The organism is Corynebacterium sp. HMSC062A03, from assembly GCF_001811145.1.
In the GTDB taxonomy this organism is placed as follows: domain Bacteria; phylum Actinomycetota; class Actinomycetes; order Mycobacteriales; family Mycobacteriaceae; genus Corynebacterium; species Corynebacterium aurimucosum.
Map to the genome: position 1 here is coordinate 311,581 of NZ_KV803651.1, position 22,893 is coordinate 334,473.

Annotated in this window: 35 protein-coding genes; 11 read left to right on the forward strand and 24 right to left on the reverse strand. The window is 61.9% G+C overall.

The annotated features are described in order from the left end of the window. Window positions 1-3 precede the first annotated feature (3 nt). Window positions 4-1,485: an FAD-binding oxidoreductase gene (locus HMPREF2781_RS03740; protein ID WP_070644442.1), complete on the forward strand. Its 1,482-nt coding sequence runs from the start codon at window positions 4-6 to the stop codon at window positions 1,483-1,485. A 252-nt stretch (window positions 1,486-1,737) separates the two neighbouring features. Here the strand turns inward: HMPREF2781_RS03740 and rplO are convergent, their stop codons facing one another. Genes rplO through rpsH form a run of 6 tightly spaced genes read right to left on the reverse strand, consistent with a single transcriptional unit; the run spans window position 1,738 to window position 4,386 of the window. Beyond that, a complete protein-coding gene (gene rplO / locus HMPREF2781_RS03745) occupies window positions 1,738-2,187 on the reverse strand; it encodes a 50S ribosomal protein L15 (protein ID WP_010189563.1) in 450 nt (149 codons plus the stop codon). A 3-nt stretch (window positions 2,188-2,190) separates the two neighbouring features. After that, window positions 2,191-2,376, reverse strand: a complete 186-nt coding sequence (gene rpmD / locus HMPREF2781_RS03750; RefSeq protein WP_010189565.1) for a 50S ribosomal protein L30 — start codon at window positions 2,374-2,376, stop codon at window positions 2,191-2,193. A 3-nt stretch (window positions 2,377-2,379) separates the two neighbouring features. Next, window positions 2,380-3,006 carry a 30S ribosomal protein S5 gene (gene rpsE, locus HMPREF2781_RS03755; RefSeq protein ID WP_010189568.1) on the reverse strand — a complete coding sequence of 209 codons (627 nt, stop codon included), beginning with the start codon at window positions 3,004-3,006 and terminating at the stop codon, window positions 2,380-2,382. Between the two features lie 40 nt (window positions 3,007-3,046). After that, window positions 3,047-3,448, reverse strand: a complete 402-nt coding sequence (gene rplR, locus HMPREF2781_RS03760; protein WP_046648465.1) for a 50S ribosomal protein L18 — start codon at window positions 3,446-3,448, stop codon at window positions 3,047-3,049. A 3-nt stretch (window positions 3,449-3,451) separates the two neighbouring features. Beyond that, window positions 3,452-3,988 (reverse strand): 50S ribosomal protein L6, encoded by a 537-nt coding sequence (rplF, locus tag HMPREF2781_RS03765; RefSeq protein ID WP_010189572.1) that lies wholly within the window; start codon window positions 3,986-3,988, stop codon window positions 3,452-3,454. Between the two features lie 14 nt (window positions 3,989-4,002). Further along, entirely contained in the window at window positions 4,003-4,386 is a 384-nt protein-coding gene (gene rpsH, locus HMPREF2781_RS03770; RefSeq protein ID WP_010189573.1) for a 30S ribosomal protein S8, read from the reverse strand. 311 nt (window positions 4,387-4,697) lie between these two features. Here rpsH and HMPREF2781_RS03775 point away from each other — a divergent pair, with 311 nt between their 5' ends. Continuing rightward, the gene (locus HMPREF2781_RS03775; RefSeq protein ID WP_010189574.1) at window positions 4,698-4,946 is read left to right on the forward strand and encodes a DUF6457 domain-containing protein; all 249 of its coding nucleotides are present in this window, start codon (window positions 4,698-4,700) and stop codon (window positions 4,944-4,946) included. Then, on the forward strand, window positions 4,943-5,794 hold the full coding sequence (fdhD, locus tag HMPREF2781_RS03780; RefSeq protein ID WP_070644443.1) for a formate dehydrogenase accessory sulfurtransferase FdhD: 852 nt from the start codon (window positions 4,943-4,945) through the stop codon (window positions 5,792-5,794). Before HMPREF2781_RS03775 ends, fdhD begins: the two co-directional genes overlap by 4 nt. Here fdhD and HMPREF2781_RS03785 read toward each other — a convergent pair. The 6 genes from HMPREF2781_RS03785 to HMPREF2781_RS03810 all read right to left on the reverse strand — a co-directional run bounded on the left by HMPREF2781_RS03785 (window position 5,763) and on the right by HMPREF2781_RS03810 (window position 11,654). After that, window positions 5,763-6,548: a formate/nitrite transporter family protein gene (locus tag HMPREF2781_RS03785; protein WP_070644444.1), complete on the reverse strand. Its 786-nt coding sequence runs from the start codon at window positions 6,546-6,548 to the stop codon at window positions 5,763-5,765. The two genes, fdhD and HMPREF2781_RS03785, sit on opposite strands and share 32 nt — an antisense overlap. Window positions 6,549-6,680: 132 nt before the next feature. Further along, window positions 6,681-7,232, reverse strand: coding sequence for a 50S ribosomal protein L5 (rplE, locus tag HMPREF2781_RS03790; RefSeq protein WP_010189579.1), 552 nt, complete (start codon window positions 7,230-7,232; stop codon window positions 6,681-6,683). Window position 7,233: 1 nt separating this feature from the next. Continuing rightward, a complete protein-coding gene (gene rplX / locus HMPREF2781_RS03795) occupies window positions 7,234-7,548 on the reverse strand; it encodes a 50S ribosomal protein L24 (protein WP_005527724.1) in 315 nt (104 codons plus the stop codon). 4 nt (window positions 7,549-7,552) lie between these two features. Next, entirely contained in the window at window positions 7,553-7,921 is a 369-nt protein-coding gene (gene rplN, locus HMPREF2781_RS03800) for a 50S ribosomal protein L14 (protein ID WP_070446572.1), read from the reverse strand. Between the two features lie 291 nt (window positions 7,922-8,212). Then, on the reverse strand, window positions 8,213-10,216 hold the full coding sequence (locus HMPREF2781_RS03805) for a sucrose-specific PTS transporter subunit IIBC (RefSeq protein WP_070644445.1): 2,004 nt from the start codon (window positions 10,214-10,216) through the stop codon (window positions 8,213-8,215). 112 nt (window positions 10,217-10,328) lie between these two features. Next, window positions 10,329-11,654 carry a glycoside hydrolase family 32 protein gene (locus HMPREF2781_RS03810; RefSeq protein ID WP_070644446.1) on the reverse strand — a complete coding sequence of 442 codons (1,326 nt, stop codon included), beginning with the start codon at window positions 11,652-11,654 and terminating at the stop codon, window positions 10,329-10,331. 21 nt (window positions 11,655-11,675) lie between these two features. On the opposite strand from HMPREF2781_RS03810, the gene HMPREF2781_RS03815 reads away from it, so the two are divergent. Continuing rightward, on the forward strand, window positions 11,676-12,545 hold the full coding sequence (locus HMPREF2781_RS03815; protein WP_070644468.1) for a carbohydrate kinase family protein: 870 nt from the start codon (window positions 11,676-11,678) through the stop codon (window positions 12,543-12,545). Then, the gene (locus HMPREF2781_RS03820) at window positions 12,542-12,943 is read left to right on the forward strand and encodes a hypothetical protein (RefSeq protein WP_070644447.1); all 402 of its coding nucleotides are present in this window, start codon (window positions 12,542-12,544) and stop codon (window positions 12,941-12,943) included. The genes HMPREF2781_RS03815 and HMPREF2781_RS03820 overlap by 4 nt, the downstream gene beginning before the upstream one ends. On the opposite strand, the gene HMPREF2781_RS03825 is transcribed toward HMPREF2781_RS03820, so the two are convergent. From HMPREF2781_RS03825 to rpsJ, 12 genes are all read right to left on the reverse strand, one after another. Then, the gene (locus HMPREF2781_RS03825; protein ID WP_070644448.1) at window positions 12,940-13,662 is read right to left on the reverse strand and encodes a hypothetical protein; all 723 of its coding nucleotides are present in this window, start codon (window positions 13,660-13,662) and stop codon (window positions 12,940-12,942) included. The genes HMPREF2781_RS03820 and HMPREF2781_RS03825 overlap by 4 nt on opposite strands. Before the next feature lie 193 nt (window positions 13,663-13,855). After that, window positions 13,856-14,137, reverse strand: coding sequence for a 30S ribosomal protein S17 (rpsQ, locus tag HMPREF2781_RS03830; protein WP_010189641.1), 282 nt, complete (start codon window positions 14,135-14,137; stop codon window positions 13,856-13,858). Window positions 14,138-14,139: 2 nt separating this feature from the next. Further along, window positions 14,140-14,370: a 50S ribosomal protein L29 gene (gene rpmC, locus HMPREF2781_RS03835; protein WP_010189642.1), complete on the reverse strand. Its 231-nt coding sequence runs from the start codon at window positions 14,368-14,370 to the stop codon at window positions 14,140-14,142. Further along, complete coding sequence (gene rplP / locus HMPREF2781_RS03840) at window positions 14,370-14,786, reverse strand: 50S ribosomal protein L16 (protein ID WP_010189643.1); 417 nt, start codon at window positions 14,784-14,786, stop codon at window positions 14,370-14,372. The genes rpmC and rplP overlap by 1 nt, the downstream gene beginning before the upstream one ends. A gap of 3 nt (window positions 14,787-14,789) precedes the next feature. Further along, complete coding sequence (gene rpsC, locus HMPREF2781_RS03845; RefSeq protein WP_070446580.1) at window positions 14,790-15,536, reverse strand: 30S ribosomal protein S3; 747 nt, start codon at window positions 15,534-15,536, stop codon at window positions 14,790-14,792. Further along, the gene (rplV, locus tag HMPREF2781_RS03850; protein WP_010189645.1) at window positions 15,536-15,898 is read right to left on the reverse strand and encodes a 50S ribosomal protein L22; all 363 of its coding nucleotides are present in this window, start codon (window positions 15,896-15,898) and stop codon (window positions 15,536-15,538) included. The genes rpsC and rplV overlap by 1 nt, the downstream gene beginning before the upstream one ends. A gap of 3 nt (window positions 15,899-15,901) precedes the next feature. Next, window positions 15,902-16,180, reverse strand: coding sequence for a 30S ribosomal protein S19 (gene rpsS / locus HMPREF2781_RS03855; protein WP_010189646.1), 279 nt, complete (start codon window positions 16,178-16,180; stop codon window positions 15,902-15,904). Between the two features lie 13 nt (window positions 16,181-16,193). Further along, on the reverse strand, window positions 16,194-17,030 hold the full coding sequence (gene rplB / locus HMPREF2781_RS03860) for a 50S ribosomal protein L2 (protein WP_010189648.1): 837 nt from the start codon (window positions 17,028-17,030) through the stop codon (window positions 16,194-16,196). 35 nt (window positions 17,031-17,065) lie between these two features. Next, the gene (gene rplW / locus HMPREF2781_RS03865; RefSeq protein ID WP_010189649.1) at window positions 17,066-17,368 is read right to left on the reverse strand and encodes a 50S ribosomal protein L23; all 303 of its coding nucleotides are present in this window, start codon (window positions 17,366-17,368) and stop codon (window positions 17,066-17,068) included. Beyond that, entirely contained in the window at window positions 17,368-18,030 is a 663-nt protein-coding gene (rplD, locus tag HMPREF2781_RS03870) for a 50S ribosomal protein L4 (protein WP_010189650.1), read from the reverse strand. Before rplD ends, rplW begins: the two co-directional genes overlap by 1 nt. Continuing rightward, complete coding sequence (gene rplC, locus HMPREF2781_RS03875; protein ID WP_010189651.1) at window positions 18,027-18,683, reverse strand: 50S ribosomal protein L3; 657 nt, start codon at window positions 18,681-18,683, stop codon at window positions 18,027-18,029. Before rplC ends, rplD begins: the two co-directional genes overlap by 4 nt. A 35-nt stretch (window positions 18,684-18,718) precedes the next feature. After that, the gene (gene rpsJ / locus HMPREF2781_RS03880; protein WP_003848085.1) at window positions 18,719-19,024 is read right to left on the reverse strand and encodes a 30S ribosomal protein S10; all 306 of its coding nucleotides are present in this window, start codon (window positions 19,022-19,024) and stop codon (window positions 18,719-18,721) included. A 648-nt stretch (window positions 19,025-19,672) separates the two neighbouring features. Between rpsJ and HMPREF2781_RS03885 the strand changes: the two genes are divergently transcribed. The 6 genes from HMPREF2781_RS03885 to HMPREF2781_RS03910 are packed head-to-tail and all read left to right on the forward strand — an operon-like array spanning window position 19,673 to window position 22,736. Continuing rightward, complete coding sequence (locus HMPREF2781_RS03885) at window positions 19,673-20,170, forward strand: Asp23/Gls24 family envelope stress response protein (protein WP_070644449.1); 498 nt, start codon at window positions 19,673-19,675, stop codon at window positions 20,168-20,170. 1 nt (window position 20,171) lies between these two features. Next, the gene (locus tag HMPREF2781_RS03890; RefSeq protein WP_010189667.1) at window positions 20,172-20,477 is read left to right on the forward strand and encodes a hypothetical protein; all 306 of its coding nucleotides are present in this window, start codon (window positions 20,172-20,174) and stop codon (window positions 20,475-20,477) included. 32 nt (window positions 20,478-20,509) lie between these two features. After that, window positions 20,510-20,704 carry a hypothetical protein gene (locus HMPREF2781_RS03895; protein ID WP_010189668.1) on the forward strand — a complete coding sequence of 65 codons (195 nt, stop codon included), beginning with the start codon at window positions 20,510-20,512 and terminating at the stop codon, window positions 20,702-20,704. Next, entirely contained in the window at window positions 20,704-21,606 is a 903-nt protein-coding gene (locus HMPREF2781_RS03900; protein ID WP_070644450.1) for an Asp23/Gls24 family envelope stress response protein, read from the forward strand. Before HMPREF2781_RS03895 ends, HMPREF2781_RS03900 begins: the two co-directional genes overlap by 1 nt. Then, a complete protein-coding gene (locus HMPREF2781_RS03905; RefSeq protein WP_070644451.1) occupies window positions 21,599-22,177 on the forward strand; it encodes a DUF6286 domain-containing protein in 579 nt (192 codons plus the stop codon). The genes HMPREF2781_RS03900 and HMPREF2781_RS03905 overlap by 8 nt, the downstream gene beginning before the upstream one ends. After that, entirely contained in the window at window positions 22,170-22,736 is a 567-nt protein-coding gene (locus tag HMPREF2781_RS03910; RefSeq protein WP_070644452.1) for a hypothetical protein, read from the forward strand. The genes HMPREF2781_RS03905 and HMPREF2781_RS03910 overlap by 8 nt, the downstream gene beginning before the upstream one ends. Window positions 22,737-22,893 lie beyond the last annotated feature (157 nt).

The window sequence follows — 22,893 nt, forward strand, 5'->3', positions numbered from 1 at the left end:
TTTATGTTGACCGATCTCATCCGTAATCACCGCAGCGTTGACGCAGTAGAGATTCCGCCGGTGGGCTGGAAGGCGCACCGGGAGGGCGTCGATAAGCTGCTGCGTAGCTTCTGCGCGGTGCCGAAGGATAAGCGTGTGCGTTTGGCCAAGAAAACCTCGAACCTGTTCCGCGGGCGCAGCGGTGAGCAAGCCGGGCTGGACGTCTCCGGTCTGGATGGGGTGATTGAGGTTGATCCCATTGCACAGACCGCCGAGGTTCAGGGCATGTGCACCTACGAGGACCTCGTCGACGCCACCCTGCCGCACGGCCTCATGCCCTTTGTGGTGCCGCAGCTCAAGACCATTACGCTGGGCGGCGCCGTGACGGGCATGGGCGTGGAGTCCACGAGCTTCCGCGATGGACTGCCGCATGAATCCGTATTGGAGATGGACGTCCTGACGGGCACGGGGGATATTGTCACGTGCTCGCGCGAGGAGAACGTCGATCTCTTCCGCCTCTTCCCCAACTCCTATGGCTCCTTGGGCTATGCGGTGCGCCTGAAGATTGAGCTGCGCGCGGTCAAACCTTATGTGGAGCTGCGGGAGGTACGCTTTCACGACTTCGAGTCTTTGGCACACACGCTTGACGACGTCTCCCGCACCCACACCTACGACGATGTCGAAGTGCACGGCCTGGATGGCGTGGTCTTCTCGCCGGAGGAGTCATACCTCGTCATGGCCCGTTTCACCGATGAGGAGGGACCAACCTCGGACTACACGCGGGAGAAAATCTTCTATCGCAGCCTCCAGCATGCGAACGGCATCCGGCGCGACCGCCTCACGGTGCGCGACTATATCTGGCGCTGGGACACGGACTGGTTCTGGTGTTCGCGCGCCTTCGGGGCGCAGAATCCGCGCGTGCGCAAGGTGTGGCCGCGGCAGCTGCGCCGCAGTTCCTTCTACTGGAAGCTCGTGCGCCTAGACCGCAAATACGAGCTGGAGTACAACTTCATCAAGAAGCCGAAGGGCCTGCCCCGCGCCGAGCGCGTGGTGCAGGACATCGAGGTCACACCGGACAATTTGCCGGAGTTCTTGGATTGGTTTTTCCAAGCCTCCGGCATCCAACCAGTGTGGCTGTGCCCGATTCGGCTGCGCGAGGGCGTCGAAGACCTCGCTGACACGGGCACGCTGGCCGCTGATTCCCCAGCTCCGTGGCCGCTGTACCCCCTGCGCCCGGGCCAGACCTGGATCAACGTGGGCTTTTGGTCAGGCGTAGAGGGCAATCACGTCGACCCCTCTGCTCCAGGCAATGGCGCCTTCAATCGCGTCATCGAAGACAAGGTGAGCGAGCTAGGCGGGCATAAATCGTTGTATTCGGAGGCATTCTACTCCCCCGAAGAATTTGCCAAGCTCTACGGCGGAAACCTCCCGGAGCGCATCAAGGCCGTCACCGATCCGGATGGCCGCTTCCCTGGCCTCTACGAGAAGACGGTCAACGAGGCCTAACGGCCCCGCATAAATTTCATGCCATACGGTTTCTCCCAAAAGGCATTAATACCTTTTGAGAGATGCCTTTTGCGGCACTCTCCACGTAAACCCCCAGGTCAATACATAACACGCAAGCCATAAGGCACCCCTCAAAAGGTACTCATGCCTTCTGCGCCCAGGGCTGCCCCGAAAACGCCAGAAGCCCTCCCGAAGGCCACCGAAAGGTGGCGCCGCGGGAGGGCTATGGCTCTCACAGAGCCTGTAAGAGAATTACTTGGTTGCGGTGGCGGTGCCGCCAGCAGCCTCGATCTTCTCAACAGCAGACTTGGAGAACTTGTCAGCGGTGACGTTCAACTTAACGTTGATCTCACCGTTGCCCAGAACCTTGACCGGCTGGTTCTTGCGAACCAGGCCAGCAGCAACGATGTCCGCAACGGTGACGTCGCCACCGTTAGCGAAAGCCTCTGCGAGGTCAGCAACGTTGACTACCTGGTACTCAACGTGGTTCGGGTTCTTGAAGCCCTTAAGCTTCGGCAGACGCATGTGGATCGGCATCTGGCCACCCTCGAAAGCAGCTGGTACCTGCTTACGAGCTCCGGTGCCCTTGGTACCGCGACCAGCGGTCTTACCCTTGGATGCTTCACCGCGGCCGACGCGGGTCTTGGGCTTGTTGGATCCTGCGGCCGGGCGCAGGTCGTGGAGCTTGATGATATCAGCCATGGTTTACTCCCCTGCCACTTCTTCGACGGTGACCAGGTGACGCACCTTGTGAACCATACCGCGGATGATCGGGGTGTCCTGCTTCACAACAGAGTGACCGATGCGCTTGAGACCAAGCGACTCCATGTTTGCGCGGTGGTTCGGCTTGGTGCCCACAAGGCCCTTTACCTGAGTAATCTTCAGAGCCATTGCTTATGCCTCCTGACCTGCGCGCTTGCGCAGCATCTGGGCCGGTGCGACCTCCTCGAGGGACTTGCCACGACGTGCGGCAACTTCCTCAGGGCGAACCAGCTGCTTGAGGCCGTCCACGGTAGCGCGGACGACGTTGAGAGCGTTGTCGGAGCCCAGGGACTTCGACAGAATGTCTTGCACGCCAGCGCACTCAAGCACCGGACGAGCAGCACCGCCGGCGATGACACCGGTACCCGGAGCGGCCGGCTTCATCATCACGATGCCAGCTGCGTCGCGACCCTCAACCGGGTGGGTAATGGTGCCAGCAATCATCGGGACGCGGAAGAAGTTCTTGCGAGCCTCTTCTGCACCCTTCTGGATTGCGGCCGGGACTTCCTTGGCCTTGCCGTAGCCGACGCCCACCATGCCCTGGCCGTCGCCGACGACGACGAGAGCGGTGAAGGACATGTTGCGGCCACCCTTGACGGTCTTAGCGACGCGGTTGATGGTCACAACGCGCTCGATGTACTTATCGCGCTCGTTGTCCTGGTGGTTGCGGCGGTCGTTACGACGGCCGTTGTTGCGACCCTTGCGGTCGTTGTTGTTCTCGGCGGAGCGTCCGCCGTCACGCTGTTCACGGTCCGACATTAGGCGTTCCTTCCGTTGATGTTTCCGTATGCCTTAATCATTAGAACTGCAGACCACCTTCGCGAGCGGCGTCGGCCAGCGCAGCAACGCGGCCGTGGTACTTGTAGCCTGCACGGTCGAAGACGACCTGCTCGATGCCAGCGGCCTTGGCGCGCTCAGCGATGAGCTGGCCTACCTTGGCAGCCTTGGCCTTCTTATCGCCCTCGAGTGCACGCACGTCGGCTTCCATGGAGGAAGCGGCAGCCAGGGTGTGGCCGGCCAGGTCGTCGATGACCTGAACGTGCATGTGGCGGGAGGAGCGGTGAACGACCAGACGCGGTGCCTCAGGGGTGCCGCGGAGGGTCTTACGGATGCGGAAGTGGCGGCGCGCGCGTGCTTCACGACGACGCGAGGAAATGTCCTTGCCAACCGGGGTGCGCTTTGCGTTTTCAGTGTTAGCCATTGCTTACTTACCCGTCTTTCCGACCTTGCGGCGGACCTGCTCGCCGTCGTAGCGAATACCCTTGCCCTTGTAAGGATCGTCCTTACGCAGGCGGCGGATGTACGCGGCGACCTGTCCAACCAGTTGCTTGTCAATACCAGATACGGAGAGCTTGGTTGCGCCATCCACAGCGAAGGTGATGCCCTCCGGAGCCTCGATGAGGATCGGGTGGGAGTAGCCCAGAGAGAACTCCAGGTCCTTACCCTTCTGCTGGACACGGTAACCAACACCGAAGATTTCCATCTTCTTGGTGTAGCCCTCGGTCACGCCAACAACGGCGTTGTTGACCAGGGAGCGGGCCAGACCGTGCAGGGCGCGGTTCTTGCGGTCGTCATCCGGACGGGAGACCTTGATCTCGTCATCCTCGACGGCTGCGGTGATCGGCTCCGGCAGCTCAACCTCGAGGGTGCCCTTGGCACCCTTAACGTTGACAACCTGGCCATTGATGGTGATGTCGACGCCCTTCGGGACGGCGATAGGTGCTAGACCGATACGAGACATGTGTCAATCCTCCCTTACCAGACGTAGGCGAGAACTTCTCCGCCTACACCCTTCTCCTGAGCCTGACGGTCGGTAAGCAGACCCTGAGACGTGGAAATGATAGCCACGCCCAGGCCGCCCAGAACCTGCGGCAGTTCGGTGGACTTTGCGTACACACGCAGACCCGGCTTAGACACGCGACGCAGACCCGAGAGGGAACGCTCACGGTTGTTGTACTTAAGCTCGAGGGACAGCTCGTGGCCCTCGACGGAGTAGTCAGCGATGTAGCCTTCCTGCTTCAAGATCTCAGCGATGTTCGCCTTGAGCTTGGAGGTCGGCATCGACACGACGTCGTGGTGCGCATTAGATGCGTTGCGCACGCGCGACAGCATGTCGGCAATAGGATCAGTCATAGTCATATGAGTGACCTTTAACCTTTCTCGTTGCGGTTCCCACAAAAGCTCACCAAAGCGTTTTCCGTGTGATTTCGGGCTACTCACGCTCCCCGCGGTCAATACCACGAGGCGCTCGCCACCCTTTGATACAGACAACGGTCCGCTATCTACGGCGAGGGGCCTACAACAAAGTAGATGTGTTCAATTCTTCCGGCTTGGCACGTTTCCGCACCTCCTGCACTGTTTTCGCGGCACAGGAGTGGAAAAATGCAAGTCCGTCGGATTACTCTACCCGCTGACATGCAGTTTTCCAAAACGCGTTAGCATAGGAAGCCATGAGCGAAACACCTGATCCGATCCGCACCGCCCATCAGTGGCTGAAGGAGGCTGCCGAGCTGATCGGCGCCTCTCCCGAGGAGGCCACCGCTTTGATCAAAGAACTTCTCGATCTGACCAAAGACGTTGCGCATACCCAGTCCCGGCCCGCCGCTCCCCTAACCGCTTACCTGGTGGGGCTCGCGTCCAAGAACACCGATGAGGCCCGTGCACACATTGCCACCTTGAAGGAGGCCCTCAACCGATGAGCGGGCGCGTCAACGCCACATTCGCTGTGACCAAGGTGCGCCTCGATGAGAACGGCCACGTCACCCAAGTCGATACCCGTGGCGATTCCGTCGCCGGCGAGGAGCCGCTGGAGATCCGCGTCGGCGGGCAAACACTAACGACGACGATGCGCACCCCGGGACACGACGTCGAGCTGGCACATGGTTTCCTCCACTCCGAAGGACACATTGAGAAGGTCAGTGACGTCCGGGGGGCCCGCTACTGCGCCGGCGCCTCGGTGGATGGGCGCAATCCCTATAATCTGCTCGACGTGGAGCTGGCTAACCCCCACGCGCTCACGCTCGCCGATCTGCGTCTGACCACCACCACGTCCGCCTGCGGCGTGTGTGGCACCTCCTCCATCGAGGCACTCATGAAGCAGTCACGCTACGAGATTCCACAGGTGCCGGTGGATCCGGGGGTCGTCGCCAAGCTGCCCGAGGCCCTCAAGCGGGAGCAGAAGCAGTTCCGTAAAACCGGAGGTATTCACGCTGCCGGGGCCTTTACTCTCGACGGCGCTCCCGTCGTGGTGCGCGAGGACGTCGGGCGGCACAACGCCGCCGACAAGGTCATCGGCAACCTGCTCATGGAAGGAAAGCTGCCCGCCAGTGACCTCATTCTGGTCATGAGCTCGCGCGCCAGCTTCGAACTCGTCAATAAAGCAGCGATGGCCGGCTTCGGCATGCTTGTCGCGGTCTCCGCAGCCTCCTCCTTAGCCGTCACAACCGCCCGGGAGACGGGCATGGCGCTCGTCGGCTTTACCCGCGGCGACCGATTCAACCTTTATTCGGGTCAACTTAGTCGCGATACGCTTCCGGGCCGGAGTTAAGCCACGCGTAGACCCCACCCATGAGGAAGCCACCGCCGATGAGGTTTCCCATCCACGCGATGGACCAGTTGGTGAGCACCGCGCCCAGGCTAAAGGCATCGGGCAGCGGGCTAGCACAGAAGACCGTCAGCAACATCAGACAGAAGTTCGCGATGACGTGCTCAAGGCTTAAGCCCACAAAGCACGCGATGATGGGAACGATGACGAAGAATTTGGACACCAGCTCCTTGGCCGAGATCGCCCCGATGATCGCCATGTTCACCACGAAGTTGGCAACGACGGCCTCGACGAAAAGACCGCCCGGGGTCTTCTCCAGCTTCCCCGCCGACATCGTGGCGATAAGGTGACCCGGGTCCATGTTTCCCAGCTTCGCGGACACCGACATGGCGGCGGCAAAAATCACTACGCCGACGAGGTTAAACAGCGTGGTCACCACGAGCAACCACAGCGCCTTTCCCCACCCCACCTGCTTCTTCACCGCGCCGTAGACCATGTACATCATGTTGCTGGTGGCCAAATCAGCACCCAAGATGACAATGGCGAACAGGCCGAGCCCGAAAAGCGCAGCGAAAACCAAGGAGCCTAAGCCAGTCGCGTGCTTTTCGACACCCATCCCCACTACGCCAGCGAATGCCGTGCCGATGGCTAGGTACGCGCCCGCCAGGGTAGCTCGCACGGCGAAACGGGCGAGGGATTCGTCGAGAAGCGTGAGCTTCTTCTTCACCGCAACGGCGGCGGCTTCGTTGAGAGACATCCAGTACCTCACTGGCTCGAGAAACGTTAAGGCACCCGATATCGTACTCCGTGTCAGGACGCGCGAAACCCCCGGCCTCCTTGCAGGGAGTACCGGGGGTCGTTCTCTATCTCAAAGAGAAAGTGTCGCCGCTTACTTGAACGGGAAGCCGAGCTCGCGCAGGAGCTTGCGGCCTTCCTCGTCGTTGGTAGCGGAGGTGACGACGGTGATGTCCATACCGCGCGGGCGGTCCACCTTGTCGATGTCGATCTCGTAGAACATGGTCTGCTCGCTGAGGCCGAAGGTGTAGTTGCCGTGGCCGTCGAACTGCTGGTCGGAGAGACCGCGGAAGTCGCGAATACGCGGCAGCGCGATGGTCAGCAGGCGGTCCAGGAACTCCCACATGCGGTCGCCACGCAGGGTAACGCGTGCGCCGATGGGCATGCCCTCACGGAGCTTGAAGTTAGCGATGGACTTCTTAGCGCGACGCACCTGCGGCTTCTGGCCGGTGATAGCGGTAAGGTCCTCGAGAGCGCCGTTGATCATCTTGGAGTCGCGGGCAGCGTCGCCCACACCCATGTTGACGACAACCTTGGTGACGCCCGGAATCTGCATCACGTTCTCATACTTGAACTCTTCGTTCAGAGCCTTCTTGATTTCCTCGCGGTAGCGGGTCTTCAGACGCGGAGTGTAGTTCTCGCTCATTTTAGATGTCCTTCCCGTTGCTACGTGCGATGCGGACCTTCTTGCCGTTCTCGTCGAAACGGTAGCCCACGCGGGTCGGGTTGCCCTCGGAGTCAACGATCGCAACGTTGGACACGTGGATCGGAGCTTCCTGGGTAACGATTCCGCCGGACTCGGCGCCACGCTCGGTAGCGGAGTTAGCAACGTGCTTTTTGACGCGGTTAACGCCCTCAACGAGGACCTTGTCACGCTTCGGGTATGCCTCGATGACCTTGCCCTTCGCGCCCTTGTCCGGGCCCGAAATAACGATCACCATATCGCCCTTATGAATCTTCATAAGACTAGATCACCTCCGGTGCGAGAGAAACGATCTTCATGAAGCGCTTGTCACGAAGTTCGCGAGCAACCGGGCCGAAGATGCGGGTACCGCGCGGCTCGTTGTCACCCTTGAGAATAACTGCGGCGTTTTCATCGAATGCGATGTAGGAGCCGTCCGGGCGACGGGTCTCCTTCTTGGCACGTACGATGACGGCCTTGACGATGTCGCCTTCCTTTACGTTGCCACCCGGGATGGCTTCCTTGACAGTGGCGACGACGATGTCACCAATGCCAGCGAAACGTCGAACGGAGCCGCCGAGAACGCGGATGACGAGGATCTCTCGTGCACCAGAGTTATCGGCGACGCGCAGACGCGATTCTTTCTGAATCACTATGGGTCTCCTGACCTGGATTAACGTGCGTCAAGATTTCCGTCCTTGACACACCTGGTCTACTTGCTTATGTGGCACAGGCTGTGCGACGAACTCGCTGTTCACAGCGGTCGAAGGGTCTCGGTGCGGCGATTCGGAAACGCATCGCGCTGCACCGACCGGCCATATGCAACCCATACATTCAAGCATGCCTTAGACTGTTTCCCCAAATTGCACGCCCCGCTGCTTCCCACAGCCCGGCTGCATGACGGGGCTCCCATGCGGCATACCCCCTCGCTCGCGTCTGCACTCCTAGGCCTTGGAGGCTGATGCAGTGGTTGTCGCATCAGCAGGTTCTGGTTTCGGGTCCACGGTAAGGAATGCATCGCCGAAGGAAATCTCCTCGCCCGTGACGAAGGCCGGCAGGACCGGGCCTGTCTTCTTCGAGTTGGACACGACGACCGGCGTGGTCACCGGGTAGTCGGCGGCCTTGATGGCTGCGATGTCGAACTCGCACAGCAGGTCACCAGCCTTCACCTCATCGCCCTTGGACACGTGCGAGGTGAAGTGCTCGCCCTTCAGGTTCACGGTGTCGAAGCCGATGTGCATGAGAATGTCCACGTTGTTGCCGTCAGCATCCTTGCCACGCACGGCATACGCGTGCTTGGAGGGGAAGGTGACGGTAACCTTGCCGTCAATCGGGGATACGAGGCGCCCCTCGGTCGGCTCGACGGCCACACCCGCACCCAGCTTGCCAGCGGCAAACATCGGGTCCGAGACCGACGCCAAGGCGATAGCTTTTCCAGCCAGCGGGGAGGCCACGCGATAGGCATTCGGGTCGGCGGTGGCAGCAGGCACCGCGCCGCCGACACCGGTGGCAGCACCGGTCTCATCGGGGTCGATGGAACCATGCTTGGAAATGAGGTAGCGGCCATAGGCAAAGGCCACGCCGAAAGCGAGGATCAAAGAGGTAAAGGCGCAGACGAAGAACTGCGTGTAATCCTCGGGACGCATGGAGACGAAGCCGATGAAGCCGGCGGCGCCGAGGGCGGTTGCTTTGACGTCGAAAAGCGCAATGAGCGTCGCGGCAATCGCGGAGGCACCCATGCCGATGTAGAAAGGCCAGCGCAGTCGCAGGTTCACACCGAAGATGGCAGGCTCGGTAATACCGAAGAGCGCGGACACACCCGAAGCGCCGGACAGACCCTTGAGCTTCTCAGAACGGGTCAGGAAGTAGACCGCCAGGGCCACGCCACCCTGGGCAATGTTGGCCACGGAAGCGACCGCAAAGATGAAGGAGCCGCCCTCGTTCCACAGCATGGTCTCGATCGGCGGGAAGGATTGGTGCAGGCCCGTGATGACAATCGGCGAGTAGAACAGACCGAAGATGAAGCCGCCCACCGGGCCGGCAAACGTGTACAGGTCATTAAGACCCGCGCCGAGCATGTCGCCCGCAGTGCGCAGCACCGGCCCCACTGCGATGAAGGTAATAAAGCCCGTCACCAGCAGCGTGAGCAGCGGGGTGAGCAGGAAGTCCACCGTTCCCTTAAGGTGCTTGTGCAGGAATTTCTCAATCGTGGCCAGAATCCACGCGATGACCAGGATGGGCAGGATGGAGCCTTGGTAGCCCGCTTGGGCAACGTCGAGGCCGAAGATATTCCAGTAGGCCATCTCCCCTGCCTCGATGGTCGCGGCCACCTGGTAACCATTGACCAGGTCCGGCATCACCATCGCCATGGCCATGCCGGCGCCGAGGAACTCGTTACCGCCGAAGCGCTTGGTGGCGGTAAAGCCCACCAAGATCGGCAGGAAGGCAAACGGCGCGGAGGCCAAAAGGTTAATGAGCCCAGCAACATCTGCCATGGCCGGGAACATCTCAATAACGGACTGCTCACCAAACAAACCATTGACGGTCAGGACGTTGTTGAGCGCCATGAGCAGACCGCCACCGACCAGAATCGGGATGAGCGGCACGAAGATATCCGCGAGGACCTTCACCGCGCGGGAGAACCAGTTGCCGGAATCGGCGGCAATGTCCTTGAGCTTATCGGTGGAGACCGCGATGTCCTTGGTGGTTATCTTGTTGAGCTGGTCGAAGACGATGTTGACATCGCCCGGACCGACGATGACCTGGAACATGCCCCCGGCCTCAAAAATGCCTTTGAGGTCCGGATCGTTTTCCAGGGCGGCCTTGTCGACCTTCTTGCTGTCTTTGAGCACCATGCGCAGGCGAGTGGCGCAGTGTGCGAGCGCCACGATGTTGTCTTCGCCGCCGATGGCTGAGAGTATTCGCGCCGCGACCTGTGAGTGATCCATTCCGGCGTGCCTCCTAGAAGAGTGAGATGAATTAAATAGCGTCACCTCCTATTAGACACGTTACCCAACACAAAGCCAAGCATTCGGGCATAAATATAGGAAAATTCACACCCTAACGGGCTTCCCAGCCGTGCCAGCGAGCGTCGCTGGCACCAAAAATCGCCGACGCGCCCGCAATCCGCCCATCGCCCGCGAAGACCTCCACGGCACATCCATCCGCGATGAGCTCCACGGAGCCAGCCGGGCAGGGAACGACGCGCTCATCGTCCCCAACTGCCAAACGGAGTTCTCCCCCGCCGTAGGTGACGCGGAAGGCGTCGGCCCCGGAGTCGTCGACAAGCACGTACGTTCCCTCGCCGGCCATCAGCGTGGCTACCGAACCGAACCCAACGCGTGCTGCCTCCGCCGGCACAGCCGGCAGCGACCACAACGGCGCCTGGCGCAACCAGCCTTCCTCCAGCCACACGCGCCGCGGCAAGGTGAGCGTGTGGACCCAGCCCTGGGCAACCGTCGGGGTGTCATCCTGCACGGGCAGCCCCATCCACCCCAGCATGATGGCCTCGCCATCCTTTTCCACCAGCTGCGGCGCATAAAACTGGTGGCCATAATCCAGCTCGCTAAAGCCCCGCTCCACGTGGAAGACGGTGCCCTCCAACCGGCCCACGAGGTAACCGCACTGATCGGAGGAGGCGTAGTGCGTGGTGCCGTCAGCAACCACCGGCTCGAGTCCTTGCGGGCAGATGACCAAGACGTCCTTGTCCTCTCCCGTCGCGCGGTCCCGGAGCGTGAGAAGGTTGGGGCACTCCCACATGTAGCCGCCCGGCACGAGATCCGGGCTCAGGCCCGGCTGAGCACTCGAGGTATCAAAGGTGATCGTGCCTTCAAAGGACCACTGCGCCAAGTCCGTAGAGCGGTAGAGCACGGCGTGCCCGCTTTCGTCTTCTGCTTGGGCGCCGAGCACCATGCGCCAGCCGGCACCATCGCGGGTGATCTGGGGATCGCGGTAGTGCCCCGTGAAGCCCTCCGCGGGGCCATTGATGAGCGGGTTGGCGGGGTCGTGCTCATAGAAACCGCCTTCTGGACCGCCGGCATCGACGGCACGGACGCGATTCTGCGAGGGAATCCGCACGCCATCGCGCTTGAGATTGCCGGTATAAAACAGCCAGACGTCCTCACCGTCGACCACTGCGCCGCCCGAGTAGCAGCCGTGGGCGTCGTGCTCACGGATGGGATACAGCGCGTCCGGGTAGTGCCGCCATGGCTTCGCCTCGCTTAAGGAGGCCACGGCATGACCCCAGCCTGTCTGCTTCGCCGCGTGCGGGAAGTAGGGGTCGTGCTGATAATAAACATGCAGGTTGTTGCCATCGATGAAGACCCCATTCGGGTCATTGAGGCGGCCGGAGGGCGGGGAGAGATGGAAAAGCGGACGGTAGTTCATGCTCTCGATAGTATGGGTTCCATGAACATTATGGTGTGTGGCGAAGGCCTTGTTGACCTCGTTCCGCGCGGACGCGGGCAGCTGGCGGATTTAACACCGGCCTTGGGTGGCGGCCCCTTCAACGTAGCGGTCGCGGCGGGGCGTTTGGGTGCAAACGTGGGATTTCAGTCGCGTCTCTCGCGGGATGCATTCGGGCAGGCGCTGATTGAACGCCTTGCTGAAGAGGGCGTCGATACCTCGCTCGTGCAGCGCGGTGACGAGCCCACAACACTAGCGGTCTGCAATATCGGGGAGGACGGGTCGGCCACCTATTCTTTCTATACGGAGGGCACGGCGGACCGCCTGGTGGAGCCTGTGCTTGCCGACGTCCCCTGGGCCTGCTTCGGCACCGTCTCCCTCGCCTTGGAGCCTGGCGCATCCCGCTATGCCGCGCTGCTTCAGGAGCTTGCGGCACAGGGCACGAAAGTGGCCTTGGATCCCAACATCCGCCCCTTCTTCGCCACCCCGGCGCACCGTGAGTTCTTGCTGTCCTTGCTGCCGCACGTCACGCTGCTGAAGCTGAGTGAGGAAGAAGTTGAGTTCCTCGGTGAGGACGCGCTGGCACAAGTGCCTGTGGTCGTAACCACGCGTGGCGCGGAGGGGCTCAGTGTGCGCACAGATTCGGTATCGGTGCAGGTCCCGCCGGTCACGGTAGAGGTGGCGGACACCATCGGCGCGGGCGACACAGTCATGGCCGCGCTCTTGAGCCAGGTGGTGGAGCGGGATATTGATGCGCTGGGCGTCGAGGAGTGGCGGGAAATCCTGCGCTTTGCGGCGACGGCCGCAGCCATTACGGTGTCCCGCACGGGCGCGCAGCCGCCCACGCTTTCTGAGGTGGAGGAGCGCCTGTGAGTTATCCACTGCGCGCCGGCGTCCTGCACGGCCTGCTCTTCGTGCTGGTGGCCGTGGCCTTCATCCTGCCGGTGCTCTTCGGCGCTGCAGCACTACTACCGGTGCCGCTTGCGGCGTGGGCGTCGGTGGTGCTCGCCGCACTCGCGCTTGTCGACGCCTCCTACCACGCCTTCTCCCCCTCCCAGCGCCCCACCCGCGGTTTACGAGCCCTGTCGGCGGTAGGCAGCGCTGCGCTCATCGCTGGCTGGTTGGTGTGGCTGCGGATTTATAACACCATCGACCTGGTGAGCGCCACGCCCTACCGTATCGGCACGTTCCTTCTCGCGGTGGGCGCGGTGCTCAGTGCGTTTTGCCTCGCTATCGCTTTCACGCACCGGCCGCCCCGGCGGGATCGCTAAAGAATATCTGCCGGTATGTAGATCACGCGCAGCGTGCCCATAGGGACACTAACATCGCTTTGCCAGAAACCGTTCCTGGCATCAATCGGCAAGGTGACCTTCGTGCCTTCGTAGCCGTCCCACGCATCCCCATTGCTGAAACCGATGCATTCCTGGTTTGCACGAACCTCCACCTCACCCGGCCTGCCGCTCATGCTGCCGCTCAAGGTGGTGGGCGCGTCCAAGGCAACGAACCAGACTTCCTTAGAGGCATATTCAGGCAAAACAATGCCTGGCTCACCGCCGTCGAGGTCACCTGCTTGGGCTTTGTACACGGTGCCCGACACAGTGGAGGGAACATCGGCAGGATTACCCTCGCTGCGGACGCGATCCTTCCGGTACACGCACTTTTCGATGCCGCTGGCCGCAGAGGTGCCCGCGCCGTCTTTAGCTACGTCCTGTGCGTTGGACGTCCTCGGTTTTTCAGCCGTGCCAGAATCAGCGGCCCCAGGTTTATAGCCGGCTGGCAGCGTCGGCTGAGGGCCGGCTGCACCGATGCTCGGCTGTGGCTGTGCGTCGTCTTCCTGGGCCTCCTCCGTAGCTGAAGCAGCGACGTCGACAGCATCTACGGTGGAGGCGTCGGAAGCGACAGGCGCAGGATCCTCGGCAGCACAGCCAGCAAGGGCCGCAACGGAGGAAGCGCAGGCGAGGGCAACAGTAATGCGCGAGAGCGAGGACATACGAAGATAAGCCTTTCAAGAGATGAACGGGCTTACCCTAACACGTTCCTGCAGCGTAAACGTCATGGTTGGAGAGCACTCCCCCTCTCCAGGCTGTCGTGTGAAGCGCGCCTTCGGCGGCAACGGGATGAGCGCATAAAAAATGACCCCCACGTAAACCGTGGGGGCCACTGTTATCGAGGAGGGCTGGGTTTTACTTAGCCTTCTCAACGATCTCGACGAGACGGAAGTGCTTGTCCTTGGACAGCGGGCGAGTCTCGGCGATGAGAACGCGGTCGCCGATGCCGGCGGTCTCGTTCTCGTCGTGCGCCTTAACCTTCTTGTTAGTGCGCATAATCTTGCCGTAGAGGGCGTGCTGCTTGCGGTCCTCGAGCTCGACAACGATGGTCTTATTCATCTTGTCGGAGACAACGATGCCGGTGCGGGTCTTGCGAGCGCCCTTTTCCTTCTTAGTGTTCACGTTTGCCTCACTCATGATTAAGCCTCAGCTCCCGGAGCAACGGACAGGCCCAGCTCGCGCTCGCGCAGAACGGTGTAGATGCGGGCGATGTCGCGCTTAACCGTGCCGATGCGGCGGTTGTTGGTCAGCTGGCCAGTGGCCTTCTGGAAACGAAGGTTGAAAAGCTCTTCCTTCGCATCCTTCAGGCGGTTCTCCAGCTCAGCGTTGTCGAGCTCACGGAACTCGTGGGCGGGGGTACCGGTAGCCATTAGAACTGGTCCTCCTTCTTGATGATGCGGACCTTGCACGGAAGCTTCTGGCCGGCGCGGCGCAGAGCCTCGATGGCGGTAGCTTCGTTCGGGTAGGTCATCTCGAAGAGGATGCGGCCCGGCTTAACGTTGGCAACCCACTTCTCGACGGGACCCTTACCGGAACCCATACGCACGCCGAGCGGCTTCTGGGTCAGCGGACGGTCCGGGAAGATGTTGATCCACACCTTGCCACCACGCTTGACGTGGCGGTTGATGGCAATACGTGCGGCCTCAATCTGGCGGTTGGTGATGTACGCCGGCTCAAGAGCCTGGATGGCGTAGTCACCGAAGTTGATGCGGTTACCGCCCTTGGACACACCCGAGCGGGTCGGGCGGTGCTGGCGACGGTACTTGACGCGCTTAGGAATCAGCATGGATTAGCCCTCCTGCTTCTGCTGTGCGCGCTGGCGACGCTGGCCACCACGGCGCGAGCGACCGTTACGGTCACCGCGGCCGCGGCCCTGCGCCGGAGCGTTCAGTTCGGACTCGCGGACGCCACCGACAACGTCACCCTTGTAGATCCACACCTTGATGCCGATGCGGCCGAAGGTGGTGTGGGCCTCTGCGGTGCCGTAGTCGATTTCGGCGCGAAGGGTGTGCAGCGGAACGCGACCCTCGTGGTAGCGCTCAACGCGAGACATTTCTGCACCGCCCAGGCGGCCGGACAGCAGAATCTTGATGCCCTTGACCTGCGGCTGGCGCATAGCGGACTGGATAGCCTTGCGCATTGCACGACGGAATGCGACGCGGTTAACCAGCTGCTCCGCGATGGACTGTGCAACCAGGGTTGCGTTGGCGTCGACCTGCTTGACCTCGAGGATGTTGAGGGCAACCATCTTGCCGGTGAGCTTCTCCAGCTCACGACGGATGCGGTCAGCCTCAGCGCCGCGGCGGCCAATCACGATGCCCGGGCGGGCGGTGTGAATGTCCACGCGGACGCGGTCGCGGGTGCGCTCGATGACGACGTCGGCAATGCCGGCGCGGTCGAGGCCCTTCTCTAGGTACTCGCGGATCTTGATGTCTTCGGCTACGTAGTTTGCGTAGTCCTTATCGGCGTACCAGTGGGTCTTCCAGTCGGAAGTGATGCCCAAACGTAGGCCGTGAGGATGGATCTTCTGGCCCATTACTTGGCCCCTTCCTTCTGGCTCTCGACAACCACGGTGATGTGGCTGGTGCGCTTACGAATCATGAATGCGCGGCCCTGTGCGCGCGGCTGGAAACGACGCATGGTCGGACCCTCGTTGGCGTATGCCTCGGAGATGACCAGGGTGCGCGGATCCAGGCCGAAGTTGTTCTCAGCGTTGGCGGCTGCGGATGCAACGACCTTGGCAACCGGCTCAGCGGCGCCCTGCGGAGCGTACTTCAGGATTGCAAGTGCCTCGGCTACGGACTTACCGCGGACCAAGTCGATGACGCGGCGTGCCTTCATCGGGGTAACGCGGACGTAGCGAGCCGTTGCGGATGCGGAGGTGATGGTGTCACTCATCGCTTATCGACGTCCCTTCTTGTCGTCCTTGACGTGACCCTTAAAGGTCTTGGTGGGTGCGAACTCACCGAGCTTGTGACCAACCATGGAGTCCTCAACGAACACCGGCACATGCTTGCGGCCGTCGTGGACGGCGAAGGTGTGACCGATGAAGTCGGGCAGGATGGTGGAACGGCGAGACCAGGTCTTGATGACCTGCTTGGTGCCGGCCTCGTTCTGAGCATCAACCTTGTTGAGGAGGTGCTCATCGACGAACGGGCCCTTCTTAAGGCTGCGTGGCATTGTTTACCTCCTCTTAGCGCTTCTTGTTCGGGCGACGACGGCGCACGATCATGTTGTTCGAGTAACGGTTCGGGTTGCGGGTGCGGCCTTCCTTGTGGCCCCACGGCGACACCGGGTGGCGGCCACCCGAGGTCTTACCCTCACCACCACCGTGCGGGTGGTCAACCGGGTTCATAACGACACCGCGGACGGTCGGGCGGACGCCCTTCCAGCGCATACGGCCGGCCTTGCCCCAACGGATGTTCATCTGGTCAGCGTTGCCAACCTCACCGACGGTGGCGCGGCAACGGATGTCGACGCGACGGATCTCGGAGGACGGCATACGCAGGATGGCGTACTTGCCTTCCTTACCCAGCAGCTGGATGGAGGCACCAGCGGAGCGGGCCAGCTTAGCGCCAGCGCCCGGCTTGAGCTCCACAGCGTGGATGGTGGTACCGGTCGGGATGTTGCGCAGCGGCAGGTTGTTGCCAACCTTGATATCTGCGTTCGGACCAGCCTCGACGATGGTGCCCTGCTTCAGGCCCTTCGGGGCGATGATGTAGCGCTTCTCGCCGTCTGCGTAGTGCAGGAGGGCGATGTTGGCGGTACGGTTCGGGTCGTACTCGATGTGTGCGACCTTTGCAGGGATGCCGTCCTTGTCGGTACGACGGAAGTCGATCAGACGGTAACGGCGCTTGTGGCCACCGCCGATGTGGCGGGTGGTGATGCGGCCGTAGTTGTTACGACCACCAGTCTTGCTCAGCGGGCGCAGCAGGGACTTCTCCGGGGTCGAGCGAGTGATTTCCTCGAACTCGGACACGGAGGATGCGCGGCGACCCGGAGTTGTCGGCTTGTACTTACGAATAGCCATAATTCTTCCTTTTCCTTTCGGCTCTTCGGTGGGGCTTAAGCGCCTGCGCCGAAGACGTCGATGGAGTCGCTGCCTTCACGGAGCGTCACGTAGGCGCGCTTGGTGGACTTACGCTGACCGTAGCCGGTGCGGGTGCGCTTGCGCTTGCCTGCACGGTTCACGGTGTTCACGGAAGCAACCTTCACGCCGAAGATCTGCTCGACGGCATCTTTAATCTGGGTCTTGTTGGAGTCCGTGGAGACGTAGAACGTGTAGACGTTCTGTTCCATCAGGCCGTAGGACTTCTCGGACACAACCGGTGCGATGATGACGTCGCGCGGGTTAGCGAGCTTAGCCATTACTTCTCCTCCTTAGCTTCCTCGGCGGCGCCGGTAGCGCGCTCGACGAAGGTGTGCAGAGCCTCAACGGAGAACACAACGTCGTCCGAGTAGAGGACGTCGTAGGTGTTCAGCTGGCCGGCGTCCAGGATCTGGACGTTCGGCAGGTTGTTGGCGCTGCGGCGAGCATTGATGTCCTCGCGGCCGATGACCAGAAGAACATTCTTGCGGTCGGTGAGGCGCTCGATGAAAGCCTTGGCCTGCTTGGTGGACGGGGTCTGGCCCGGGACGAGCTCCTCGATGACGTGGATGCGCTCGTTACGTGCACGGTCAGACAGTGCGCCGTAGAGAGCAGCCTTGATCATGCGCTTCGGGGTGCGCTGGGAGTAGTCACGCGGGACCGGGCCGTGCACGGTGCCACCACCGGTGTAGTGAGGCGCACGGATGGAGCCCTGGCGGGCGCGGCCGGTGCCCTTCTGACGGAACGGCTTGCGACCACCGCCGCGGACCTCGCCGCGAGTCTTGGTCTTGTGGGTACCCTGACGAGCAGCAGCGAGCTGTGCGTTGACAACCTGGTGCATCAAAGCAATGGATGCCTCGGTGTCAAAGAGCTCGGCCGGCAACTCAACGGTGCCGTTGGTCTTACCGTCAGCGGTCTGGACGTCTAGCTTGAGGTTGCTCATGCGTGTGCACCGCCCTTCACTGCGGTCTTAACGGTGACGAGGCCACCGCGCGCACCCGGGATAGCACCCTTGATGAGCAGCAGGTTGGACTCGGCATCAATCTTCTGAATCTTCAGGTTCTGGGTGGTCACGCGGTCCTGGCCCATGCGGCCAGCCATGCGCTTACCCTTGAAGACGCGGCCCGGGAACGAAGCGCCACCAATGCCACCAACGCGGCGGTGAGCAGCCTGGTTACCGTGGGCAGCGCCCTGGCCTGCGAAGCCGTGGCGCTTCATGGCGCCAGCGTAGCCGTGACCCTTGGTGGTGCCGGTAACGTCAACGAAGGACACGCCCTCGAAGATGTCCACCTTGACCTCCTGGCCGACCTCGTATGCGGAGGTGTCGTCCATGCGGATCTCAGCGACGTAACGGCGCGGGGTCACGCCAGCCTTCTTGAAGTGACCGGTTGCAGGCTTGTTGACCTTGCGCGGGTCCTTCTCGCCGAAGGCAATCTGGATGGCGTTGTAGCCATCGGTTTCTTTCGTACGGATCTGGGTAACCACGCACGGGCCAGCCTCGACGACGGTCACCGGCACAACGCGGTTCTCCTCGTCGAAGACCTGGGTCATGCCGAGCTTGGTGCCCAGAATTCCCTTGATCTCGTTTTCACTCATTGTTTGTTCTCCACCAAATACGTTGTGTCGATCGCTTACTGGATATTCACGTCGACGCTTGCCGGAAGGTCGATGCGCATGAGGGCGTCAACGGTCTTCGGGGTCGGGTCGAGAATGTCGATGAGGCGCTTGTGAGTGCGCATCTCGAAGTGCTCGCGAGAGTCCTTGTACTTGTGCGGAGAACGAATAACGGCGTATACGTTCTTCTCGGTTGGGAGCGGCACCGGGCCGACAACACGAGCACCCGTACGGGTAACGGTCTCGACGATCTTCTTAGCAGAAGCGTCGATGGCCTCGTGGTCGTAGGCCTTCAGCCGAATGCGGATTTTTTGTCCCGCCACGCTTATCCTCTTCCTCGCTTCCCCACTTTCACATTCCCGGCGTATCCGGGGCGTGAAGCGGTGGGAAATTGCTTCTCGATTTCTCTATAACGTTGTCCGGGCTGGAAGCCATGGCTCAACGCCAGTTGTCTGACTGTCATGACGACCACGAGAGTGACTTAAGGCAAAAGCCCAGAGTGCAGTGCTCGTGACGGGGTACAAGACCCGTAGTCAAAGTAAATAGGAAGAAGACTGGGGCGTTAGATCTCAATGATCCGCAACCAAAGTCTTATTCATATACTGCCGCTGTTTATTTGCCATGCCCCTTCTCCGGTCCATCTTCTCGGGATTGTCTCTGCTCAAGCGCGGACCTAGCCCGATCGGATGACCTTCGCGTGTAGTTCTAAAAGAACCCCACAACAAAGGTGTCATGTTCGCCTTACCAGCAACAACGCCCTACAAGCTGAAGCCTGTGGTTACGTCGCTGTGTTAAAGCAACCCCTGTATTTAAGCACGTAACCTCGCGTTTTCCAAACTCCTGCGGAAACAGTGGGTAACATCACGTTTTGGCCAAGGTTCGGCTCCCCGCCGCCCCGCGGACCGCGTTCACGGTTAAGCTCGTGACGTAGATACATACCTACATCAACTACACAATGAGAGGGATCCACCATGGCTGAAAACACAACCCCCAAGGACGTCGCCGAGCAGACCGCCCCGGCGAACGACGCCACCCCGGCGCCTGCCCCGGAGCGCAACAAGAACCTGGAGACCGATTTCGGCACCACCCGCATCGATGATGTCGTTGTGTCCAAGATCGCCGGCATCGCTGCCCGCGAGGTTTCCGGCGTCGCCGCCCTCGGCGGCGGTGGCGCCCGCATGATGGGCTCCATCCGCGAATCCTTCGGCGCTTCCGAGGACGTCCGCCAGGGCGTGAGCGTCGAGGTGAACAGCGGCACCGCTTCCATTGATATCGCCATCATCGCCGAGTACGGCGTGGCCATCCACGAGCTCGCCGAAGCCATCCGCCGCAACATCATGAATGCGGTCGAGCGCATGACCGGCCTGTCCGTCGATCGCGTCGACGTCGTCGTCCACGACGTCAAGCTGCCGCGCGAAGAGGACGAGTCCACCGAGGCAACTCCGGCGGTTACCCAGGGCCAGGCATAACGTGACCTCTGCCGAGCTCACCCTCCCCCTTGCCACGTCCATAGCGGCGGCGGTGACGGATCTAAGGGGCGTCGCCAAGCTCTCGCCCGGCCGGTTCGGGGAGGTCGCGCTGCTCTTCCCCGGTGAGCGCGTGCACGGCATCCGCCGCCCCAGCCCGCAGGATGACACGCACCTGGAGCTGCACATTGTCGTTGATGTCAGCGCAGGCGTACCACTCGCCGAGCTTGGCGACGTCACCCGCACCACCGTCCGCGCCACCTGGCCCGCAGTGCGCCGCGTAGACGTGGTCTTCGACGACGCGGTCTAAAAGGAACCGACATACAGAACTAAAGGAAAACCATGAAGAACTACACCTCCCTCGGCGTGATCGCCGGCTTGGTTCTGGCCTTTTTCATCTACCTCGGCGTGTGGTACGTCGCGCTCGCGGTCTTGCTTGCCGCGGTCGGCGGCGTCATCGGCGCGCATTTCGACGGCCGCATTGACCTCACCGCGGTGTGGAAAGGCGTGGTCGGCCAGGATAGAGGCCGAGGCTAGTGAGCACCGAATCAACCGGGGTCGCTCTCTTCGGGCGAACCCGCTTTTCCCTGCGCGCGATGGAGAAGGTCATTAACGCCGCCATTGCGAGCGTGCCGGGGACCGCGGCTGTCGACGCCAAATTAGCCGGCCTCGCCGGCCGCGCCTTTCCGCGCGTGATGGCGCAAATGGACCCGGATACGCAGATGGTGGCGGTGGATGTCGACATCGCTGTGTACTGGCCCTCCCCCGTCACCGAGGTGGCGAAGGCAGTTCGCACGGCAATCCGGGAGGCAGTCCGCGATTTCACAGGTTTTCGCACCACTCGCGTCAACGTAACGGTGGGCGGTGCGGTCCCAGGCGAGCGCACAACCGCGCTGGCGGTCGAGACACGCGCGCCACTGTCGGCGCAGATTCCAGCGATTGTTCCGGAACGCGCTTTGAAGCCGGTGGACGTAAGCCAGCGCGCCGCGGTGCGCCAAGTGTCGACCCCTGCGCCGGTCCCTGTACGCACGGTGAGGGTGCCGGAGGCGGTGCGGGTGAGGGGCGTCGGCAAGCCTGCGGACGTTACGGTACGCACGGAAGGTTTCGGCCCCGGCGAGAATCGCTACGACAAGCTGCGCCCCATCCACACACCCGAACCGCAGCCGCTGCGCGCAGTCACGGATCCTGCGCCGGTACAGGTCCGCTCGGTGCCTGCGCCACGGGAGTTCGCGCTGCGCCACGTCGAAGTGCCCCGCCCGGTTGAACCGCGCGGCGTGGACCTTCCGCATACTTCTCCGCTTCGCGTCCCGCATGCCAAGCCGCTTCAGCTTCGCCCAATTGCGATTCGGCCCTCGGCCGAGTTCACACGCCGGGTAGACGTTCCACGTCCGGTGCCGCTGCGCGCCATCACCATCCGCGAAGGAGGTCATCATGAGTGAGAACTCGCTGCCCGCTGGCTTTGGCCAACGCCCGAAAGCCTCCCCACCGGCGCGGGGGTGGACCATCATCGTGGGCATCCTGCTGCTCGCGGCCGCCGTCATCGTGGGGCGTGAGGCCTGGGTGTCAGGTGCCAACGAGGGCGCAACCTCGTGGCTGCAGCCCTTCATCGACGTGATGTCCTCGCCGGAGATCCATACATGGATGCTTGTGGCCGGGGGCGTGGCGATCTTCGTCGGGTTGATTCTGTTGTGGGCGGCGTGTGCGCCGCGGAAGACAACGCACGTGCGGATTGGCTCCGAGGACGCGTCGATGTGGCTGCGCGCGGTGGATATTGCGCGGGTGGCGTCGGCAACGGCGCGTCGGGTGCCGGGAACGACGGCGGCGCGGAGTCGGGCCAAGATCACTAAGGAGCGCTCCCGTATCACGGTCACGGCCACGGGCGATGCCGATGATGCGCAGCTTAAGGAGCGCGTGACTGAAGCAGTGACGGCGGCGCTGGCGGCTATCACGCCAGCCCCGGAGGTTACCGTGGTGATTGAGAATGAACAGGAGGACATCGCCAATGTCTAAGAAGCTTGCCGGTGTGGACCGTGCGCTTTTGGCCATACTGGGAATCCTGCTTATTGCCTTGGGGGGGTGGCCGATCCTCATCCACTTCGACGTGCCTTTCGCAACGTACTTGGCCTCGTGGGTGGACCACGACACGTGGGCGGGTCTGCCGGAACAGACCTGGTGGCCTTATGCACTGGGCTTGGCGACAATCATCTGTGCCCTCACCGGCCTGTGGCTGGTGATAAGCAACCTGCGCCATCATCGCTTTAATTCGATGCCCTCGGAGGAATCGAATGAGGAGGGTGCGATTAAGACGGAGATGCCCGCGATTGCAGGGGCGGTAACGGATACTCTCGCTGACATTGAGGGCGTGGAGAAAGTATCGCGACTGGTAGCCTACGACCGCTCGCGGCCGACGTTGCAGTATGAGGTGCTAGCGGATCCCGATACCCCGCTGCTGCGCATCAAGGATGCCATTGAGGTCAATGACCGCGACTTCCGCGCGGCCTTCCCGGACGTGGATGTGGATACGCGGTACAAGGTTCACTTCACGAAGGTCCGCAACGCTACCGTCTAGGCCGCCGCGCGCGGCGAGCGGGCTTACTCACCGCCTACGTGCGTCTTGCGGCACCGACTAACCTCGCATTCTCTTGCCTCCGCGATTGGCGTTTCGCCCACCGGTAAGCAGGCGGTTTCTGCTTCCGGTTGCGGGGTGGCTAGTGCTGTTTTAGTCT

Excerpts from the sequence above, each read along its gene's own strand:
- HMPREF2781_RS03740 (WP_070644442.1), top strand. The coding sequence starts at position 4 with ATGTTGACCGATCTCATCCGTAATCACCGCAGCGTTGACGCAGTAGAG.
- rplO (WP_010189563.1), bottom strand. The coding sequence starts at position 2,187 with ATGGCTGATATCATCAAGCTCCACGACCTGCGCCCGGCCGCAGGATCC.
- rpmD (WP_010189565.1), bottom strand. The coding sequence starts at position 2,376 with ATGGCTCTGAAGATTACTCAGGTAAAGGGCCTTGTGGGCACCAAGCCG.
- rpsE (WP_010189568.1), bottom strand. The coding sequence starts at position 3,006 with ATGTCGGACCGTGAACAGCGTGACGGCGGACGCTCCGCCGAGAACAAC.
- rplR (WP_046648465.1), bottom strand. The coding sequence starts at position 3,448 with ATGGCTAACACTGAAAACGCAAAGCGCACCCCGGTTGGCAAGGACATT.
- rplF (WP_010189572.1), bottom strand. The coding sequence starts at position 3,988 with ATGTCTCGTATCGGTCTAGCACCTATCGCCGTCCCGAAGGGCGTCGAC.
- rpsH (WP_010189573.1), bottom strand. The coding sequence starts at position 4,386 with ATGACTATGACTGATCCTATTGCCGACATGCTGTCGCGCGTGCGCAAC.
- HMPREF2781_RS03775 (WP_010189574.1), top strand. The coding sequence starts at position 4,698 with ATGAGCGAAACACCTGATCCGATCCGCACCGCCCATCAGTGGCTGAAG.
- fdhD (WP_070644443.1), top strand. The coding sequence starts at position 4,943 with ATGAGCGGGCGCGTCAACGCCACATTCGCTGTGACCAAGGTGCGCCTC.
- HMPREF2781_RS03785 (WP_070644444.1), bottom strand. The coding sequence starts at position 6,548 with ATGTCTCTCAACGAAGCCGCCGCCGTTGCGGTGAAGAAGAAGCTCACG.
- rplE (WP_010189579.1), bottom strand. The coding sequence starts at position 7,232 with ATGAGCGAGAACTACACTCCGCGTCTGAAGACCCGCTACCGCGAGGAA.
- rplX (WP_005527724.1), bottom strand. The coding sequence starts at position 7,548 with ATGAAGATTCATAAGGGCGATATGGTGATCGTTATTTCGGGCCCGGAC.
- HMPREF2781_RS03805 (WP_070644445.1), bottom strand. The coding sequence starts at position 10,216 with ATGGATCACTCACAGGTCGCGGCGCGAATACTCTCAGCCATCGGCGGC.
- HMPREF2781_RS03810 (WP_070644446.1), bottom strand. The coding sequence starts at position 11,654 with ATGAACTACCGTCCGCTTTTCCATCTCTCCCCGCCCTCCGGCCGCCTC.
- HMPREF2781_RS03815 (WP_070644468.1), top strand. The coding sequence starts at position 11,676 with ATGAACATTATGGTGTGTGGCGAAGGCCTTGTTGACCTCGTTCCGCGC.
- HMPREF2781_RS03825 (WP_070644448.1), bottom strand. The coding sequence starts at position 13,662 with ATGTCCTCGCTCTCGCGCATTACTGTTGCCCTCGCCTGCGCTTCCTCC.
- rpsQ (WP_010189641.1), bottom strand. The coding sequence starts at position 14,137 with ATGAGTGAGGCAAACGTGAACACTAAGAAGGAAAAGGGCGCTCGCAAG.
- rpmC (WP_010189642.1), bottom strand. The coding sequence starts at position 14,370 with ATGGCTACCGGTACCCCCGCCCACGAGTTCCGTGAGCTCGACAACGCT.
- rplP (WP_010189643.1), bottom strand. The coding sequence starts at position 14,786 with ATGCTGATTCCTAAGCGCGTCAAGTACCGTCGCCAGCACCGCCCGACC.
- rpsC (WP_070446580.1), bottom strand. The coding sequence starts at position 15,536 with ATGGGCCAGAAGATCCATCCTCACGGCCTACGTTTGGGCATCACTTCC.
- rplV (WP_010189645.1), bottom strand. The coding sequence starts at position 15,898 with ATGAGTGACACCATCACCTCCGCATCCGCAACGGCTCGCTACGTCCGC.
- rpsS (WP_010189646.1), bottom strand. The coding sequence starts at position 16,180 with ATGCCACGCAGCCTTAAGAAGGGCCCGTTCGTCGATGAGCACCTCCTC.
- rplB (WP_010189648.1), bottom strand. The coding sequence starts at position 17,030 with ATGGCTATTCGTAAGTACAAGCCGACAACTCCGGGTCGCCGCGCATCC.
- rplW (WP_010189649.1), bottom strand. The coding sequence starts at position 17,368 with ATGGCTAAGCTCGCTAACCCGCGCGACGTCATCATCGCACCGGTTGTG.
- rplD (WP_010189650.1), bottom strand. The coding sequence starts at position 18,030 with ATGAGCAACCTCAAGCTAGACGTCCAGACCGCTGACGGTAAGACCAAC.
- rplC (WP_010189651.1), bottom strand. The coding sequence starts at position 18,683 with ATGAGTGAAAACGAGATCAAGGGAATTCTGGGCACCAAGCTCGGCATG.
- HMPREF2781_RS03885 (WP_070644449.1), top strand. The coding sequence starts at position 19,673 with ATGGCTGAAAACACAACCCCCAAGGACGTCGCCGAGCAGACCGCCCCG.
- HMPREF2781_RS03895 (WP_010189668.1), top strand. The coding sequence starts at position 20,510 with ATGAAGAACTACACCTCCCTCGGCGTGATCGCCGGCTTGGTTCTGGCC.
- HMPREF2781_RS03905 (WP_070644451.1), top strand. The coding sequence starts at position 21,599 with ATGAGTGAGAACTCGCTGCCCGCTGGCTTTGGCCAACGCCCGAAAGCC.
- HMPREF2781_RS03910 (WP_070644452.1), top strand. The coding sequence starts at position 22,170 with ATGTCTAAGAAGCTTGCCGGTGTGGACCGTGCGCTTTTGGCCATACTG.